14 protein-coding genes are annotated in these 17,532 nt (G+C 44.4%); 5 read left to right on the top strand and 9 right to left on the bottom strand.

Going from position 1 to position 17,532, the window contains the following annotated elements; translation table 11 throughout:
* The 3 genes from MHH63_RS19585 to MHH63_RS19575 all read right to left on the bottom strand — a co-directional run.
* The coding region (locus tag MHH63_RS19585; RefSeq protein WP_341171981.1) for a SpoVR family protein at positions 1-821 on the bottom strand (821 nt) is incomplete at its 3' end.
* Positions 822-1,411: 590 nt separating this feature from the next.
* Positions 1,412-2,425 (bottom strand): bifunctional glycosyltransferase family 2/GtrA family protein, encoded by a 1,014-nt coding sequence (locus tag MHH63_RS19580; RefSeq protein ID WP_076301347.1) that lies wholly within the window; start codon positions 2,423-2,425, stop codon positions 1,412-1,414.
* Complete coding sequence (locus MHH63_RS19575) at positions 2,422-3,393, bottom strand: phosphodiester glycosidase family protein (RefSeq protein WP_076184669.1); 972 nt, start codon at positions 3,391-3,393, stop codon at positions 2,422-2,424. The genes MHH63_RS19580 and MHH63_RS19575 overlap by 4 nt, the downstream gene beginning before the upstream one ends.
* A gap of 158 nt (positions 3,394-3,551) precedes the next feature.
* Between MHH63_RS19575 and MHH63_RS19570 the strand changes: the two genes are divergently transcribed.
* The 5 genes from MHH63_RS19570 (at position 3,552) to MHH63_RS19550 (ending at position 8,773) form a co-directional block, all read left to right on the top strand.
* On the top strand, positions 3,552-4,268 hold the full coding sequence (locus MHH63_RS19570) for a response regulator transcription factor (protein ID WP_036684414.1): 717 nt from the start codon (positions 3,552-3,554) through the stop codon (positions 4,266-4,268).
* Positions 4,268-5,203: a sensor histidine kinase gene (locus tag MHH63_RS19565; protein WP_076301345.1), complete on the top strand. Its 936-nt coding sequence runs from the start codon at positions 4,268-4,270 to the stop codon at positions 5,201-5,203. Before MHH63_RS19570 ends, MHH63_RS19565 begins: the two co-directional genes overlap by 1 nt.
* A gap of 117 nt (positions 5,204-5,320) precedes the next feature.
* The gene (locus MHH63_RS19560; protein WP_076126453.1) at positions 5,321-6,241 is read left to right on the top strand and encodes an ABC transporter ATP-binding protein; all 921 of its coding nucleotides are present in this window, start codon (positions 5,321-5,323) and stop codon (positions 6,239-6,241) included.
* Positions 6,234-6,926 carry an ABC transporter permease gene (locus tag MHH63_RS19555; protein WP_341171980.1) on the top strand — a complete coding sequence of 231 codons (693 nt, stop codon included), beginning with the start codon at positions 6,234-6,236 and terminating at the stop codon, positions 6,924-6,926. The genes MHH63_RS19560 and MHH63_RS19555 overlap by 8 nt, the downstream gene beginning before the upstream one ends.
* Before the next feature lie 209 nt (positions 6,927-7,135).
* The gene (locus MHH63_RS19550; protein ID WP_280752675.1) at positions 7,136-8,773 is read left to right on the top strand and encodes an ATP-binding protein; all 1,638 of its coding nucleotides are present in this window, start codon (positions 7,136-7,138) and stop codon (positions 8,771-8,773) included.
* Between the two features lie 64 nt (positions 8,774-8,837).
* Here MHH63_RS19550 and MHH63_RS19545 read toward each other — a convergent pair whose 3' ends face one another.
* The 6 genes from MHH63_RS19545 to MHH63_RS19520 all read right to left on the bottom strand — a co-directional run bounded on the left by MHH63_RS19545 (position 8,838) and on the right by MHH63_RS19520 (position 17,184).
* Positions 8,838-9,689, bottom strand: coding sequence for a DegV family protein (locus tag MHH63_RS19545; protein ID WP_076126458.1), 852 nt, complete (start codon positions 9,687-9,689; stop codon positions 8,838-8,840).
* 151 nt (positions 9,690-9,840) lie between these two features.
* On the bottom strand, positions 9,841-10,704 hold the full coding sequence (locus MHH63_RS19540) for an AraC family transcriptional regulator (RefSeq protein WP_179088144.1): 864 nt from the start codon (positions 10,702-10,704) through the stop codon (positions 9,841-9,843).
* Between the two features lie 145 nt (positions 10,705-10,849).
* Entirely contained in the window at positions 10,850-12,532 is a 1,683-nt protein-coding gene (locus tag MHH63_RS19535) for a glycoside hydrolase family 13 protein (protein ID WP_036684397.1), read from the bottom strand.
* Positions 12,533-12,620: 88 nt separating this feature from the next.
* Positions 12,621-14,939 carry a glycoside hydrolase family 65 protein gene (locus MHH63_RS19530; protein ID WP_076303875.1) on the bottom strand — a complete coding sequence of 773 codons (2,319 nt, stop codon included), beginning with the start codon at positions 14,937-14,939 and terminating at the stop codon, positions 12,621-12,623.
* A 319-nt stretch (positions 14,940-15,258) separates the two neighbouring features.
* Positions 15,259-15,915: a beta-phosphoglucomutase gene (gene pgmB / locus MHH63_RS19525; protein ID WP_076279393.1), complete on the bottom strand. Its 657-nt coding sequence runs from the start codon at positions 15,913-15,915 to the stop codon at positions 15,259-15,261.
* Positions 15,916-16,137: 222 nt separating this feature from the next.
* Positions 16,138-17,184 (bottom strand): LacI family DNA-binding transcriptional regulator, encoded by a 1,047-nt coding sequence (locus tag MHH63_RS19520; RefSeq protein WP_076195090.1) that lies wholly within the window; start codon positions 17,182-17,184, stop codon positions 16,138-16,140.
* Positions 17,185-17,532 lie beyond the last annotated feature (348 nt).

Genomic DNA, 17,532 nt, shown 5'->3' with positions numbered 1-17,532 from the left:
GAAGCCCAGCCTTCGTTCATGATCTTCGTCTCCATCTGCGGCCAGAAGTAGAGCATTTCGTCATGGAGCATCGTCATAATGTCACGCTGCCAATCCTCCAAAACAGTGGAATATTGCTGGATAAACCAGACCATATCTTTTTCTGGCTCAGGGGGGAAAGCACGGTTTCCAGAGGGGGCTTCCTGTGGCCCGGTATTGCTTTTATCTAAATTCCATAATTCGTCATAAGGATTGGATGATTTCGAGCCGCCTGGAGGGGCATCTTTAAGCTCCTTCATCTTAGCTTCCAGTAGGTGAGTTTTGCCCAGTTTGCGTGGCTGGATCAGACTGGGGTCTATATGCTCCTGGATAGCCAGCACTGAATCGATGAAGCTCTCCACAGCATCAGTACCGTAGGTTACAGAATAACCGGCAATCCGATCTGCTGTAGCTGACATACTCTCGACCATATCTCGGTTGGACATGGAGAAACGCATATTATTTTTGAAAAAATCACAGTGCGCTAGCACATGGGCAACGATCAGCTTATTCTGAATCAGTGAATTTCCATCCAGCAGGAAGGCATAACAAGGGTTGGAGTTAATAACGAGCTCGTATATTTTGCTCAGTCCGAAATCGTATTGGGATTTCATTTTATGAAAGGTTTTTCCAAAACTCCAGTGTCCAAATCGTGTAGGCATTCCATAAGCGCCGAATGTATAAATAATATCTGCGGGGCAAATTTCATAACGCATGGGATAAAAATCTAAACCGAAGCCAGTGGCTATTTCCGTAATCTCGGCAATGGCCCGCTCTAGCGCATTAATTTCTTCGCTTGGCATGAATCTTTCTCTCCCTCCAGCTTGGGCTTATGCTGCAACCTATTCTGACAAGGCTGCAAAGGTTCCGCGACAACGTCCGGGACTGTTCCATTTATATATATGGGGGAGAAGATGAGTGTATGACGTTCTGAATTTTTGAGCAAAGATAATGTGATTTTGCATACATTATTGGAAGGAAGCACTAGCTTTTTTGTATGCGAATTCTATCAACGGTATCCTTCTCGGTGAATTCGGACTCAGATGACGTTATTTGCAAATTTCCAGCCTTTTGAGCAGGGTTTCGGACCCCACAGACGCTATCCCACAAAACGAGGCTCATATGTGGTGTCTTTCTTACCAATAGCGGCAATGGGGTCCGTTAGCATACCAAAAGTGGAATAATACTGCGATTAGTGTCATCTGTGTCCGATAGGTGCCCAATAGGTGCCCAATAGGTACCCGATAGAAGCTCCATATGTGTTCGAAAAGTATTCCATAGGTACCCATAGTACTCCACAAGTGTCCAATTAGTACTCCACAAATTACCGATTGCTAACCACACGAGCATAAGCAGTTCAGAGAACGTAACCTTCCCCAGAGTACCCAAACCCTCAATACACAAACCTCCGTTGCGCCCAATAGCTGAATAGGAAGATTGAAGCCTCGGTCAGTAGCTTGGCGGCGACAAGCGGAATAATCAGCTTTTCATTATAGAAATAGAGTAGCCCATAGTTGAACAACAATACGAGGATCACCAGCGCAAAATATTTGGGAAGCGATGCCTGAATCTTGGAGCGTTTGCCGCCTGTGAAGACATATTTTCGGTTCATAGAATAGTTGAAAACAGAGCTGCACAATCTCGCGGCCGCGACGGACAGGAATAGGTTATGGCTGAGCCTCTGAAACAGGAATAAGAGTGTGAAGTCGAGCAGGGCTGACAGCAGCGAAGAAGTGCTGAACATCAGTATCGGCAGATAAATCCGGAAGGAGTCCATCAGAGGCCGGAAATGGGATGATTTATTATCGTCCAGATAGACGGTATCGATGTACTCTTCCGTAATGGTGTACCCCTCTTTATGGGCAGTCAGCAGCATGTTCATTTCATATTCAAACCGTTCGCCGGGAATCTGGCATAGCCAATCAAGCATTGATAGGGGGTAGCCGCGCAGCCCAGTTTGTGTATCATAAATCTTAGTACCTGTAGTTAAGGAAAAGACCGTCCGGGTTACAGAGTTGCCGAAGCGGCTGCGCAGAGGAATGGTTCCGGTGAACCGGCGGCTGCCGAGTACGATTCCCGGAGTAGTCTGGTTCCGCAGAGATTCAACGATCCGGTTAATATCATAAGGCAGATGTTGGCCGTCGCTATCCGCGCAGACTACATAATCCGGCAGACCGGCCTCCTGAATATACTGGAACCCTGTCTTCAGAGCACGTCCTTTTCCGAGGTTGACTTCATGGGTTAGGACAGTGCAGCCGAATGCTTCGGCCATATCGAAGATTCCACGGTAGTGCGGGCCGCTGCCGTCATCCACAAGAACAATAGGTTCAAGCTGGAAATTATACAGCTGTAAAATCAAATCGAGCAGTCGTTCATCGGGCTCATAGGCTGGGATCAGTATAGTCATGATGTTGCACCCTCCTTGATATAAAGAATGTCGCTGACGCCCCGCTCCTTGTTTTTGCCCTGCGGATTATTTACGACCCGTCCCATGAAGTACATAGTGGATGAACCACCGCCGTCCAGATTGTAGGCTTCTGTGGCGCCAAGGTCGGACATTACATCAGCTAGCTCAGTAAGGGTCATCCCACGGCTGTACCCTTCATTGCGCCCGTCAACTACGACAAACACATAATGGTTTGGTGCGATCATACCAACTGCGGTGCGGGGATTCGCGTTCTGGATGGAATGGTTGCCGAAGTTGGTATCGATTTTGACATTGCTGAAATCACTGGCAATCTCCCCGTCCTGAATCAGAATCGGACCAAAGGAAAGGGTATCGGTGGCCCCTTGCGCCAGCAGTTCAGAGGAAGAAATCTCTTCCTCGTTATAGGTTTGCATTGTCCCATCATCGAACAGCGCCATTGCATCCCGCACAGGATCATCACGATACACCGTGCCGTTACGGATTATCACTCCGTCATTGCGGAAGCCATAGTAATCACCATTGATGGCAAAAATCGCATGGTTCGCGGAAGCAATGTCCGAGGTATCCTCAGTGATGTTTGTTCCAAAGCTGTTGTCGGCAAAAGCAGTGCGCAGACTGCTCGCTTCCTTGAGGACGATATCAGCGACAAAATAAGTGATCTGGTCTGAACCGGAACCGGTCTGCACTTGGTCGATCTGGATCTGAATATCATCGCTGGAGTAATTCCAGTCGTCAGAGGTTGCGTTAACTTCGGCAGTTGTAACGGCTGTAGCTCCTGAGCTGCTAGTTGTAGCTGCATCATCCGCAACTACGACTTCGACATGTTCGATTAAGTAACGATCTGCCAGACTATATATCACTGTGCCGAGAAGCAGGAGGACAATGATCATCACGATCAGCAGCTTTCGTTTGAAGCTCCAGGCTTGCTTACTTCTCTTGTTCAACATTGAAGCATCACCTCATTTTGTAAGTTGTTAAGGCCATAATACCTGGGCTACCTTTAATGAAACTGAAATAAAAGCTGAAATAAAAACCGAAATAGTAAGAGCTCCGGGAAATTGGTATAATTTAACGAAGAGGTTTTCGACTACGGGGAGGTTTGGACATGCCACAGCGTGTGCTGCTGATTGAGGACGACGAAGCAATCAGTGAAATGGTCAGGTCTTATTTGGTAAAAGAAGGTTATGAGATTGAAGCTGTATTTGACGGTGAAGTAGCAGAGAGAACATTTCGGACCGGTGGTCCATTTGATCTTGTGCTGTTAGACCTTATGCTGCCGAAGCGAAGCGGGACTGACATTCTTCAGACTATCCGTGCGGGGAGTCTGGTTCCAGTGTTGATCATGTCCGCTAAAGACAGTGATGTAGATAAAGCGCTTGGGTTAGGCTTTGGGGCGGATGATTATATTACGAAGCCCTTTTCTATGATCGAGCTAGCGGCTAGGGTGAAGGCAGCGATCCGTCGTGCAGGTTATGCATCTCCCAGTATCCAAGTGGAAGATCAAGCTCCGGTGAAGCAAATGATCTCCATTGGCCGATTGACTGTAGATTTAGATAACTTCTCTGCGTTGAAGAACGGGGAAGAAGTAAAGCTAACGTCGAAGGAATTTCATATTCTTAAGCTGTTTGTGACGCATCCGGGCCGAGTATTTACCAAAGCGCAGATTTATGCGAGCGTATGGGAGGATGATTATTTCGGGGATGAGAACGTCATTAATGTACATATGAGAAGATTGCGTGAAAAAATAGAAGACGATCCCTCCCATCCCGAATACATTAAGACGTTATGGGGCATCGGGTATAAGCTGGGAGAACAGCTATAATGATTGCGGTGCTAGGTGTTGTCATTGTGCTCTTACTCGCCGTCATTGTGTGGCAATATCAGAATTCGCGTAAAGCTTCTAATGATTTGCGATATATGCATGACAAGTTAAGCAGCATTATGGAGGAAGGCTCACATGAAAGATTGCTGCTGTTCAGCGGTAATTTGGAGCTGCAGAGCGTGCTGATTGACCTGAACCGGCTGCTGGATATCAATCATAAAGGAAGCATTGAGCGCGTAAGGCTGGAGAAATCCATGCGTAATATGCTGTCTAATATTTCTCATGATCTTAAGACTCCGCTAACGGTTGTGCTTGGTTATATTGAGACCATTCAACAGGATGAGCATTTGCCGGCCGGGGAACGGGAACGGATGATGAAGATGATTCATCAAAAAGCCCATGAAGTGATCCAGCTGATGAACAAGTTTTTTGATTTGTCCAAGCTGGAATCTGGGGATCGGGAAATTGCGCTTTCACGAGTTGAGGCAGGTGAAGTATGCAGACGCAACATCCTTTCTTTCTATGATATCCTCAGCGCTAAGGGCAGTGAGGTGGAGATTGAGATTCCGGATGAGGCTGTTTACTTCATGGGAAATGAAGAGGCTCTTGATCGAATATTGTCCAATCTGTTGTCGAACGCAATTTCTTATGGCGACGCTGGGAGCGTATTAGGATTAAGGCTCTATAGTGATGAGAACAAAGTATACATAGAGGTGTGGGACCGGGGAAAAGGCATCAGTGAAGTACACCAGGATAAAGTATTTGAGCGTCTGTATACGCTGGAAGACTCAAGAAATCGGGCTTATCAAGGCAGCGGTCTAGGTCTGACGATCACCAAAAGATTAACGGAGCAAATGAATGGAACGATTACACTGGTTAGTCAGCCGTATGTGAGAACGGTGTTTACCCTTACTTTTCGCAGATTACGCTTCTAAGGAATAGAATTGTGCGCAGCTTAAGATTTTCGTAAGAAACGAGTAATAAAAAAGAAAATTCTGCTGTGTACAATAAGAACTAAGGAAGACGAGACGAAAACAAAGGGGAGCGCGGAATTGACTACAATACTTCGGACAAGAAATTTAACGAAAACCTATCAAGGTAAAGAAGTCGTCAGCAATGTGAATATGAATATTAAGCAAGGTGAAATTTACGGGTTTCTTGGACCCAATGGTGCTGGCAAAACTACCGTGATGAAAATGGTCACGAACCTCGTTAAACCTACGAGTGGAGAAATTGAATTTTTTAATGAAAAAATGACTGAGCATTCTTACGAAATGCTGAAGCGGATGGGCTGCATCATTGAATATCCAGTGTTTTATGATAAATTGACAGCCAAAGAAAATCTGATTTTGCACGGAGAGTACATGGGCTATTATGATCCGCAAGCGATTGGTGAAGCGCTGGAGCTGGTAAAGCTCACAGGTGTCGATAAAAAGCCGGTGAAGCAATTTTCACTTGGGATGAAGCAACGTCTGGGTATTGCCAGAGCCTTCATGACGAAACCTGAGCTGCTCATTTTGGATGAGCCGATTAATGGGCTAGATCCTGTGGGAATCAAGGAGATGCGTGAAGTGTTCCGGATGCTTAGCCGTGAATATGGAATGACGTTACTTGTATCTAGTCATATTCTGGGGGAAATAGAGCAGATTGCTGATACGATCGGTGTGATCCGGCAGGGTGCTCTGGTAGAAGAAGTGGCGATGGATTCCATTCGTGGCCAAAATACTGAATATATCGAAGTGGTTACGAATGAGATTAATAAAGCAGTGTATGTGTTGGAGCATAAGCTTGGGCTTAATAATTTCAAAGTGCTGGACCATATTACAGTTAGAATATATGACGGTGGAATCTCACAACGTGATCTGAATAAGGCGTTAGTGCTAGCAGATGTGGAAATTGAAAGTATCAGCAAAAAACAACATACGCTGGAAGATCATTTTCTGCAATTGATTGGGGGTGAAGGCATTGCTTAAATTAATATCTTTGGAGATTCGGAAGAATAAGCTAAAAACGCTTCTTACAGGTGCAGTAATCGTCAATCTTGCGATTCTTGCGTTTATGATTATGGTTTTATTCGTTGATCAAAATGAGAGCGAACCGTCATTTGCTTCTTATAAAGAGTTGTTTGAGGGCGTGTTCGTTTTTGTAAAGGCTGCTTATATTATTTTCGCTTCGGTTATTATTAGCAAGTTGGTGATTGATGAGTATAAGAACAACACCATTACTCTTCTCTTCATGTATCCTATCTCACGTAAAAAGCTGATGACTGCGAAAATATTGATAGTGTTCGCCTTCACATTTGTTGCCATAATCGTGGCAGACATTGTAGTCGGCGCTATCCTAATAGGATTCAATTCCTTTGCAGGGCTTATTCCGGGTGAACTGACCCTTCATGTAATCACTTCAGAGCTGATTAAGTTAGGCGCAAACGCTTTTTACGCAGCGGGTATTGCTCTAATCCCATTGTACTTTGGAATGAAGAAAAAATCGGTCCCTGCCACCATCGTCTCAGCTGTGTTAGTTACCTCCTTAATTTCTGGGGGATTTGATCAAGCTCGCTTAGGTAATTTAGCGGCGGTGTCGATCTCACTTGGATTGTTAGGAGCAGGTATTGCCTATATGGCTATTCGCAACATTGAACATAAAGATATAGCCTAATAGATTCGGAATTTACCCCCTTTTATAACCCTTTTGTAACGATGAAAAAGCATCGTGATTGGGGTTATAAAGGGGGGATTTGACGTTTATCTACGACTGATTTCCGTAATTTTGATATAATAGATATGAAATATATTTTAAATTTTAGATGAACATTGCTCGTTTAGGGGTAATGATAATGGATGAGAGAGCCTGAGGGGATGTGAACTGTGGATAAAGACTGGACGTCCATTCTGAGACGGTTGCTTTCGGAAGAGAGCGCTTATAAATCGTTATATGACCAACATCCTGATTTGATATTCGTTCTGGATAGACAAGGTCGCTGCGTAGGAACCAACCGAACTTTTCATCTAGGCTTGAGCGCAGAAGCGAAGTTGCAAAATACAAGTCCGATATCAGCAAAGAGAAAAAATCTTGGCAATATTGCTAGTTTTGAGGCTGCTCTGCAGGGGAACTCCTCAAGCTTTGAGCTACAAGATTTAGAGAATCCCAAAAAAGGCTCGGATTGCGTAGGCGTTAAACTTTTACCCATCAGAACGGAAGAAGGGATCGCCGGGGTATTCGCGATTACCCAAGTGGCTAACGGAAGCGCTCTTTTACATGCGGAACTGTTACAAGACTGGCTAGATGAATTAGCGGACACCTTAGATACTGAATTACCTATCACGGGCGAAGTGGAGATAAGCTCCAAAGATAGCTCAATAGTAGCTGTGAAGGATCAACAATCGAGCCTCATTCTGAATTCCGTCTCCGCGGGAATCTTTGTGCTAGATACAACGGGGCGTGCTCTATTTATTAACCGTGAGGCAGCGGATATGTTAGGCTACCAACCAACAGAATTGATGGGTCTGAAGCTTATGGATTATATCCATCATATCCAAGGTGATGGTTCGCGTTATTCGACACCTGATTGCCAGATTAGTCTTACGATAGAGGATGGAGTCATCCGCAAGAAAGATGATGAGATCTTCTGGCGTAAGGATGGCACCAGTTTTTTTGTTAATTATCGGGTAGCACCTCTTATTGATGAAGGGCTGATCGCAGGTGCGGTTATTGCCTTCAGTGATATTACGAATGAGCGAGAAATCATTCGTGCGAAAGAATCAGCAGAGCAGGCAGCGCAAGCCAAATCTGATTTCTTAATGATGATGAGCCATGAAATTCGGACGCCGATGAACGGGATGATCGGAATGGCTGATCTATTGTTGGATACTGAACTTGGAGAAGAGCAGCGAGGTTATGCCGAGATTTTACGCAGCAGTAGTTATACGTTATTACAGATCTTGAATGATATTCTTGATTTCAGCAAAATGGAAGCAGGTAAAATGTCACTGCAATCCGAGAAGTTTGATCTCCGCGAGATGATCTCAGACGTCATTGATTTATTTGCACCGAAAGCGGAAGAGAAGAAGCTGGCATTACGTTGGTGGATGGATACTAGCGTTCCAACCATAATCATTGCTGATCCGATCCGCTTGCGGCAGATTGTCGTGAATCTGGTAGGCAATGCGCTGAAATTCACGGAACGTGGGAGCGTGACCCTATCGGTGAAGAACATTCCACTATCTGATGAACAAGAATTTTTGTTGGAATTTTCAGTGCGGGATACAGGTGTAGGAATTGCCGGTAACAAACTCAATCTATTGTTTCAATCTTTCTCACAGCTGCATCCGTCCATAAACCGTAAATATGGAGGTACAGGATTGGGACTGGCTATTTGCAAGCAGCTTGTGGAGCTGATGGGTGGGACGATCTTTGTAGAAAGTGAAGAGAATCAAGGTTCTACGTTTCGTTTTATGTTGCCTTGCAGAGCAGAAGATATAGAGCTGGAAGTAACTTCAAACTAGGGGGGTTACACACAAATCTCCGGTCCATTTGCTTAAGAGGCAATGGCCGGAGATTTGTGTGTTATTAGTCCTGAAGCATATACATGAGACCTACAGTATGCGGCCCACAATGGCTGCCAATTACACAACCCGCATGGAGGATTGCTATTTCATTAACTTGAGTTTTCTCTCGTAGTGCTGCCTCCAGATAGAGCGCATCTTCTTCCGCCAAGGTATGGACCACGATGAGCAACTCATTATCCATTCGATCGACATGAACCAAAGCGTTCTGGAGCATTTGTTCAACAGCTTTTTCTTTTTTGCCACGGATTTTGCTGGTAGGTATGATGCTTCCATCTACCAGTCTAAGAACAGGACGGATTTTGAGCAGACTACCGATGAAGTTCTGCATGCCTGAACAGCGTCCACCCATATATAAGTAATCTAGCGTATCCACAACGAATTCAGTTTCCACAAGGCTGCGGCTGTGCTCCAGCATGGCTGCAATCTCTACGGCAGAGTGGCCCTTTTCAGCAGCTCTGACAGCCTTCATAACAAGGAGGGCAATGCCTCCGCACAAGGTTTGTGAATCTATAACCTGTACGCGTCCCTCAGGAAATTCCCCGGCAGCCAAAAGTGCATTCTGATATGTAGAGGATAGTGAGGAGGAGAGACTGATATATACAATATCTTGTCCGCTGCTAATCACGGGTTGAAATGCAGCAATGAAATCTGCTGGCGAAGGTGCTGCCGTTTTCGGCAATACTCCACTAGCGGCTACACGGCGATACACTTCCTCGGGTGTAATATCTTCACCATCTTTGTAGGTACCTTCTTCAAATACAACATAAAGAGGAACGATGCCGATGTCATAAGTATCCTTCCAGTTTTGAGGTAAATCGGAAGTGCTGTCTGAAAATATTTTTACAGTAGACATGAAATTCTCCTTCACCGATAATTCGGATGACAATAATCATTATAGAACTACATAATCTATTTATTATACCAAGACTATGCCAATTCTCAAAATGAAATAGTAGGCAATCACAAGAAAAAAGACTATCGGGATTTCGATAGTCTTTTTAGTTCTATTCTTTTTTCGTAACAGGGATCCATATCTCACAACGATAGTCCTCTACGTCTGGTCTCCCTGGAAGATATAGCTCAAACTCAGGTCCGCCTGTGTGCTCGTAGCCTGTGGAAGGGAACCACTCCTGGAAAATGCGTGCCCATACCTGCTGGATCGCATCAGGCATCGGCCCTACTGAGGTGAACACAGCCCAACTTGCAGCTGGGATTGTTGTAGAAGCAAAGCCCTGTGCATCAGTCTCTGGAGTAGCTTCGACAGCGATCCAATAGGAGAAGGTTTCTTTATCATGGTTCATGTCAGAGCAGATGCCTAATAAATCCTTATCTTCACCGAGCTCAATCAGCTTATCTGACGTACCATTTTCATTAGCCTCTATCCACAACTGAGGGATGCGGCGCAGATTCTCCCCATCCTTCGTTGTCATTTCCTCTACTAGTCCGATAACATTAAAAGCGTCTCTTTTCTCAATTCTGTAGTCCATTTCTTTATCTCCCTTCAGTGATAGATGGAAGGAGAGTCTAGGGAAAGCCTTGAGCTGTACCCCTGACTCCCGCGCAGCAGAAGGAGTAATTCCATGTGCCTTGCGGAATGCTTTGGCAAACGACTCGGGCGAGTCATATCCGTATTTCAGTGCAACATCCAGCACTTTAACTTTAGAAATAGCAAGCTCCTGTGCAGCCAGAGTTAATCTGCGCTTACGGATATAGTCTTTGATAGATACTCCGGTAAGCATATTGAACATGCGCTGGAAATGAAAGGGGGAGGAGTAAGCAACCTTGGCGATTTCTTCAATGGTCACAGATTCCTCCATCTTGCTCTCCATATAATCTAAAGCTTCTTTCATGCGGATAAGCCATTCCAAGTCCGTCATCTCCCTTTAAGTTCATACTATCAGGCTGCATTTGCAAAATCCTGTTATTCCGTGCTCTCTAATGACAGGTAGCAGGCAGAAGGATAATCTCATAAAAAATCATCCTAAATAGTATAACTCAGGAAGATAGACAAAGTTAGTCTTTCAATCGATACACTCTTGCTTCATAAGGTCGTAATAATTCCCGTGTGGGTGCATCATCAGGGTAATTTCCAATAATAAGTTCCGTAGCCTTACTTAGCTCTGCGGAAAGATCAACAGTCTGTGGAACCTCATTGAAATTGAGCAGCACCAGCCACTTCTCGTCATCCAGAGTACGCGTATAGGCATAAATATCCTCATGCTCTGGCAAAAGTAGCTTGTATTCGCCATAAGCCATGATCGGATTTTTTTTGCGCAAAGCAAGCAGCCTTTGGTAATAATAGAAGATGGAATCCGAATCCGCCAGGGCCTGCTCCACGTTAATTTCCTTGTAGTTCGGATTAACTTTGAGCCACGGCTCCCCTTCAGTAAAGCCGGCATTCGCAGAATCATCCCATTGCATCGGAGTGCGCGCATTATCACGGCCTTTGATATGAATAGCGTTTAGCACGCTGTTAGGATCAGCGCCGCCTTCGGTAACCTTTTCGCGATACATATTGAGGATTTCAATGTCTTTATAATGTTCAATGGCTGTGAACTTTACATTAGTCATCCCGATTTCTTCGCCTTGATAAATATAGGGCGTTCCTTTCAGCGTGTGCAGTAAGGTAGCGAGCATTTTGGCAGAGATCACACGATACTTACCGTCATCCCCGAATCTTGAGACCATACGTGGCTGGTCATGATTGTTAAGATAAAGACTATTCCAACCCTTATCCGCCAGACCCACTTGCCATTTATGAAGAATATCGCGCAGCTTCGACAACGTCCACGGGGCTACGTCCCATTTGCCGTCAGGACCCGAGTCCACATCCATATGCTCGAACTGGAATACCATTTGCAGCTCTTTGCGTTCCTCGTCCGTGTAAAGGATGGCATCTTCAACTGTAGCGCCAGGGGTTTCGCCGACAGTCATAATGTTATAGTTGGATAACACTTTGTCATTCATTTCATGTAAAAACTCATGAACACGTGGTCCATTCATATAATATTCGCCACCCCAAGCAAGTTCCCCGGGAGCAAGGCCGTCTCTATGAGAGGAAGGGAGACCTTCCACTTTGGAAATCATATTGATTACATCCATTCGTAGACCATCCACACCCTTGTCGAGCCAGAAGGTGATCATCTTGTATAACTCCTCACGCAGCTGCGGATTCTCCCAGTTGAGATCCGGTTGCTTGCGCGAAAACAGATGCAGATAGTATTCACCAGTGGTTTCATCCAGTTCCCAAGCCGGGCCGCTGAATACAGAACTCCAATTGTTGGGGCGCTCACCATCTGGTCCACCCGGACGCCAAATGTAGTAATCGCGATATGGATTATCTTTTGAAGAACGGGATTCTACGAACCAAGGATGCTCATCTGAGGAATGATTGATTACAAGGTCCATCATCAGTTTTATGCCACGGGCGTGCAATCCAGTCAGTAATTCTTCCCAATCCTGCAATGTGCCGAACTCATCCATAATATCTTGATAATCGCTGATGTCATAACCGTTATCGTCATTTGGTGATTTATATACAGGTGACAGCCAAACTACGTCGACACCTAGCTTTTGCAAATAATCCAGACGTGAAATGATTCCCTGCAGATCTCCAATCCCGTCACCATTGCTATCTTGAAAGCTGCGGGGATAGATTTGGTAGACAACGGCTTCTTTCCAAAAGGTTCTGTTCATTCAAAATCACTCCTTATATAAGTTATCTTCCTAAAAAATAAAGAGACCCCAAAAGCATTAAGCTTCAAGGGTCTCTTGGGTGTAAGTTTTATACTGTAACGGAATTGCTATCAGCAGTGATGCTGCTTAGTCCGTTTACGGTATATTCTTTGTCGTAGATAGTAATAGAAGCAGGGATATCAGTTTCATTCGTAACAGTAACTTGTGCATCCGTAACACTTACTTTCAGACGGGAGCCGCGGAACATGATTTTAAAAGAGTAAGCGGTCCAGTGACCTGGGTTAGATGGGCTCAGTGTCAGTCTGCCGTCATGCACGCGGAGTCCGCCGAAACCATGTACGATTGACATCCAAGTACCAGCCATGCTAGTGCTGTGCAAGCCGTCTTCTGTATCATTGTTATAGTTATCAAGATCCAGTCTTGAAGTACGCAAGTACATTTCATAGGCCTTATCCTTATATCCCAGCTCACTGGCTAGAATGGAGTGGATACAAGGGGAAAGGGAGGACTCATGAACAGTGATCGGTTCATAAAAGTCGAAGTTACGTTTTTTGGTATCGAGATCGTAACGGTCACCCAGGAAATATAATCCCTGCAGAACGTCTGCTTGTTTAATGAAGCAAGAACGCAGGATACGGTCCCATGACCATTTTTGGTTGAGTGGCAGATGCTCACGTTCCAGATCTTTGACTTGAATGATCTCTTTGTCCAGGAAGCCATCTTGTTGTAAGAAGATACCCAGCTCTTCATCCGCAGGATAATACATCTTAGCAATGATGTCTTTCCATTTTGTAGTTTCGCTCTCTTGCAGCCCTAGTTTGTCAACTAGCTCAGCATAACGAGTAGGCTCATTTTCTTGCAAGTATGCCAGTGCTTCCATGGTATATTCCATAGTCCACGAAGCCATACGGTTCGTATACCAGTTATTATTAACGTTATTCTCATATTCATTCGGGCCCGTTACGCCGAGCATTACGTATTTGTCTTTGCGTGATGCATAGTGAACACGTTCTTCCCAGAAGCGGGAGATTTCCACGAGAACCTCAAGGCCATATTGTCCCAGATAGGCTTTGTCTCCGGTGTAGTTCACATAGTTGTAAATAGCGTAGGCAATGGCACCATTCCGGTGAATTTCTTCAAATGTAATTTCCCACTCGTTGTGGCATTCTTCACCGTTCATCGTAACCATTGGGTATAGCGCACCTTTTTTGAATCCAAGCTTACGGGCATTTTCTTTAGCTTTCTCTAAGTGCTTGTAACGGTAGATCAACAAATTGCGGGCAATGGAGGAGTCCGCCGTACTGAGATAGAAGGGAACGCAATACGCCTCTGTATCCCAGTAAGTGCTGCCGCCGTATTTTTCACCGGTAAAGCCTTTCGGGCCAATGTTCAGGCGGTCATCTTCACCATTATAGGTTTGATTGAGTTGGAAAATATTAAAGCGAATCGCTTGCTGAGCCGAAACGTCACCTTCAATGATGATGTCGCTTTCTTTCCATTTTTCTCTCCAAGCTTCAATTTGTTCGGTCAAAAGAGTTACAAATCCGGCTTCCTTAGCAGCTTGCAGAGCAGTTTGGGCGGCGTCGACCAATTGTCCCAGACCGTGATTCCGAGAAGTAACATTGGCTACATATTTATAAATGACGATTTGATTGCCTGCTTGTGCGGTTACGTCCAGTTTGCTGGCTACATATTTCTCTTGTTCGATCGCTTCTGCTTCGGCAGTTACCTTCTCACCATTGACAAGGATATCAAAAGACATAGCAGAGGTGACATGGAAGTCGAGTTTCTTAGTCTTTAGAGTGAGATGTCCATGATCAGGTCCTGCTTGTTTCTCAACTTCATTCCAGAATTTCTCGTCATAGTTGGAATCCTTGTTCTTCACATCACCATCAAGATAAGGAGTAATCGTAATCTTGCCTGAGAAATTGACAGGAATGATGGAATAGCGAATCGCGCCGATTTCTTGACGAGTCATGCTTACGAACCGGATACTTTCTACTTTAACTTCCTTACCATCTTCGAGAGTGGCAGTGAAGCTACGGGAGAGCGTTCCTTCTTTCATATTAAGTACACGGCGGAATTCGGAAACGGTGCACTTTGCCAGATCAAGGGGGATACCCTCGATATCAATGTTAATACCGATCCAGTTCGTGCTGTTAAGTACTTTGGCAAAATATTCAGGATAGCCGTTTTTCCACCAGCCAACACGTGTTTTGTCAGGGTAGTAGACGCCCGCCATGTAGCTGCCTTGCAGGCTGTTGCCGCTATATTGCTCTTCGAAATTGGCCCGGCCACCCATAAATCCGTTACCAAGACTAAATACGCTTTCAGAAATTTCTTGCGTCTGTGGATCAAAGGATTCCTCAATAATGGACCATTCATCAATTGTTAAATATTGTTTCACGATAACCGCTCCTTTAAATATGTTAGGGGGATATATAAAATGAACAAATCTTTTGTTAAACTTCCGGTGATATAAAAGTGACTGCGATGAATCTTTGGACTTTCGATCGCTGTTATAATCAGATTTCTATATTTAAACCACATTTTGCGGATGAAATCTGATTATAAAGGCGAACGCTATGCTTCTACAGTTCCAAAATTCCTCTCCGTCACTTCATCACCAGAAAGTTAACGATTAATTATTAGTTCATTTAATCTCAGGTAGGAATGTCCATAACAACTCAAATCAGTACTATTTGAGTTCATTATGTTCACTATATTTATGCAAAAGATTCTTTGAGCATGGACACACTCATATGAGCGAGCGATGGAACCACAATATTCGCGGCACTGAGGGTTTCCGGCGAACCAATGCCAACACTGAACATACCGGCCCGGGTAGCGGCCTCAATTCCCGCTTCTGCATCTTCGAAGACTACACAATGTTCAGGTGCGGCATCCAGTGCTTTGGCTCCTAACAGGAACACTTCCGGATCTGGTTTAGCAGCACTAGTATGAGTTCCATCGATGATTGCATCAAAGTAAGGGGTTAATCCGGTATTATTCAAGATCGTCATAGCGTTTTTACTGGCAGAACCGAGAGCGACTTTGATGCCATTCGTACGGCACTCTTTTAGGAAATCAAGCGCACCTGGCAGAATCTCAGAACTGTCCATTTTCGCAATATATTCGACATAACGATTATTTTTCTGTTCCGCAAGCTTAGCTTTCTCTTCTTCAGCAATCGTTAGTCCACCGATTTCCAGCAAAATATTTAGTGAAGCCGTTCTGCTGACTCCCTTAAGGCGTTCGTTATCTTGTTCTGTGAAAAGAAACCCCAGTCCATCTGCAAGCTCTTTCCAAGCGATATAATGGTATTTGGCTGTATCGACGATTACTCCGTCCAAGTCGAACAAGCAGGCTTTAATTTCCGACATTGTAGTACCTCCTAAAAGTTTTGACAGCGTCGTGATCCAGCGGATGCCGTATTAGAATCTTATTAAACCGTTTAAACTTTGATTAAGATGTGTAAGTTTATCCTAACCTAAGATCCTAGAAATCACCCATAAAGAACTGGATCATTAAGTATTGTATGATTTAGCGCAAACGTTTGTACAGATTTTCAAAAAATAAATGAAGCGATTAAACGCTTCACTTATTCATTCGGTTTTATGCTTTGCCTGAGAGTGCATGGATGACTCTCTCACGATCAGACGATGGGGAATGACAAATCGGTTGGTATGACCTGAACCGTTATCCGGACTCTTGATATTTTGGATAAGTACTTGTGATGCGGTGTAGCCAAGATGATAAATTCCTATATCAATACTGCTGATCGGAGGACTAGATAATTCAGATAATGGAATATTGTTAAAGCTTACAATGGCGAGATCGTCTGGAACCTTGTATTTCAGTTCATTCAACCCGCGCAAAATTCCGAACGATACCATGTCATCCACCGCTACCAGCGCAGTGGGTCGATTCGGCAAATTCATGAAAAAGGACATCGCTCTATAGCCGCTATCCTGTAGAAATTCACCCTCTACAATCCATTCATCCCGCATTTCTAAACCGCTATTCTGCAATGCTTTACGATATCCGGCGAGACGGTCACGAGAAACGATTAGATTAGGTGGTCCACTTACGAAGCCAATACGTTTATGCCCCATGGAAATGAGGTGGTTCGTAGCATCGTATGCTGCCATCACATTATCATTATCGACTGATAAAATATTCTCATATTTATCACTCCGGCCAACAAGCACGAATGGATAATCGTTGCTCTCTAGAAAATCAATAACGGCATCATCCGTACGAGAGTAAAGCAGAATAACGCCGTCAACACGGCGACCCTTCAGAAGTCGTGAAACGGCTTCCAGTTCTTCTTTCTCGTTCGCTCCGGAGCTTATCAGCACATCATAACCGGAACGGCTGGCTTGTGTAACGATCCCGCGAATTAATTCCATAAAAAATAGATTAGAGAACAGCTCTTCAGCAGGTTTAGGAAGACTGAAGCAGATGCTGTTAGTAGTTTTCGACACCAAGCTCTTAGCCATCATGTTAGGGGTATAGCCCATATCCTCCATAATAGCTTTAACTTTGCGGGAAGTTTCCAGGCTGATTCTGGGATGGTTGGACAATACCCGGGATACCGTGGAGGGAGATACTCCCGCTTTCTTGGCCACATCCTTAATGGTAACTGTCATTGAAACCTCCTTATGGAACCGTTTGCTTTACACAGTAATATTAATCTAAGAGTTCTAAATTGTAAATAGATAAAGTCATTCAAAAGGAGGAAATTGCTACTTTTGGAAGGAACACAAGAAATTTCAATGTAATATTGTTGCTTTTCACCAAAAAAGTATGAATGATTCGGGAATTTTGATCTTAAAATGTATAAATGCGGTCTGAATTTTGTGAAAAGAGCATTCGCTGAATGCAAACGTATGGCTTAAAGGATGCAAGAACTTAGCTGAAAGGAAGGGAAGAACAAGTTTCGTTTTTATTGCGGCTTTAAATTGAGCTTTTATTTTAGAAAATACTGGTTGACAATA

It is taken from the genome of Paenibacillus sp. FSL H3-0310, assembly GCF_038002785.1.
GTDB lineage: Bacteria > Bacillota > Bacilli > Paenibacillales > Paenibacillaceae > Paenibacillus_AQ > Paenibacillus_AQ odorifer.
Note: the sequence above shows the minus strand (reverse complement) of the source record. Positions and strands in the feature narration are given on the sequence as shown.

Excerpts from the sequence above, each read along its gene's own strand:
- MHH63_RS19580 (WP_076301347.1), bottom strand. The coding sequence starts at position 2,425 with ATGACTATACTGATCCCAGCCTATGAGCCCGATGAACGACTGCTCGAT.
- pgmB (WP_076279393.1), bottom strand. The coding sequence starts at position 15,915 with ATGTCGGAAATTAAAGCCTGCTTGTTCGACTTGGACGGAGTAATCGTC.
- MHH63_RS19535 (WP_036684397.1), bottom strand. The coding sequence starts at position 12,532 with ATGAACAGAACCTTTTGGAAAGAAGCCGTTGTCTACCAAATCTATCCC.
- MHH63_RS19570 (WP_036684414.1), top strand. The coding sequence starts at position 3,552 with ATGCCACAGCGTGTGCTGCTGATTGAGGACGACGAAGCAATCAGTGAA.
- MHH63_RS19565 (WP_076301345.1), top strand. The coding sequence starts at position 4,268 with ATGATTGCGGTGCTAGGTGTTGTCATTGTGCTCTTACTCGCCGTCATT.
- MHH63_RS19520 (WP_076195090.1), bottom strand. The coding sequence starts at position 17,184 with ATGACAGTTACCATTAAGGATGTGGCCAAGAAAGCGGGAGTATCTCCC.
- MHH63_RS19545 (WP_076126458.1), bottom strand. The coding sequence starts at position 9,689 with ATGTCTACTGTAAAAATATTTTCAGACAGCACTTCCGATTTACCTCAA.
- MHH63_RS19575 (WP_076184669.1), bottom strand. The coding sequence starts at position 3,393 with ATGTTGAACAAGAGAAGTAAGCAAGCCTGGAGCTTCAAACGAAAGCTG.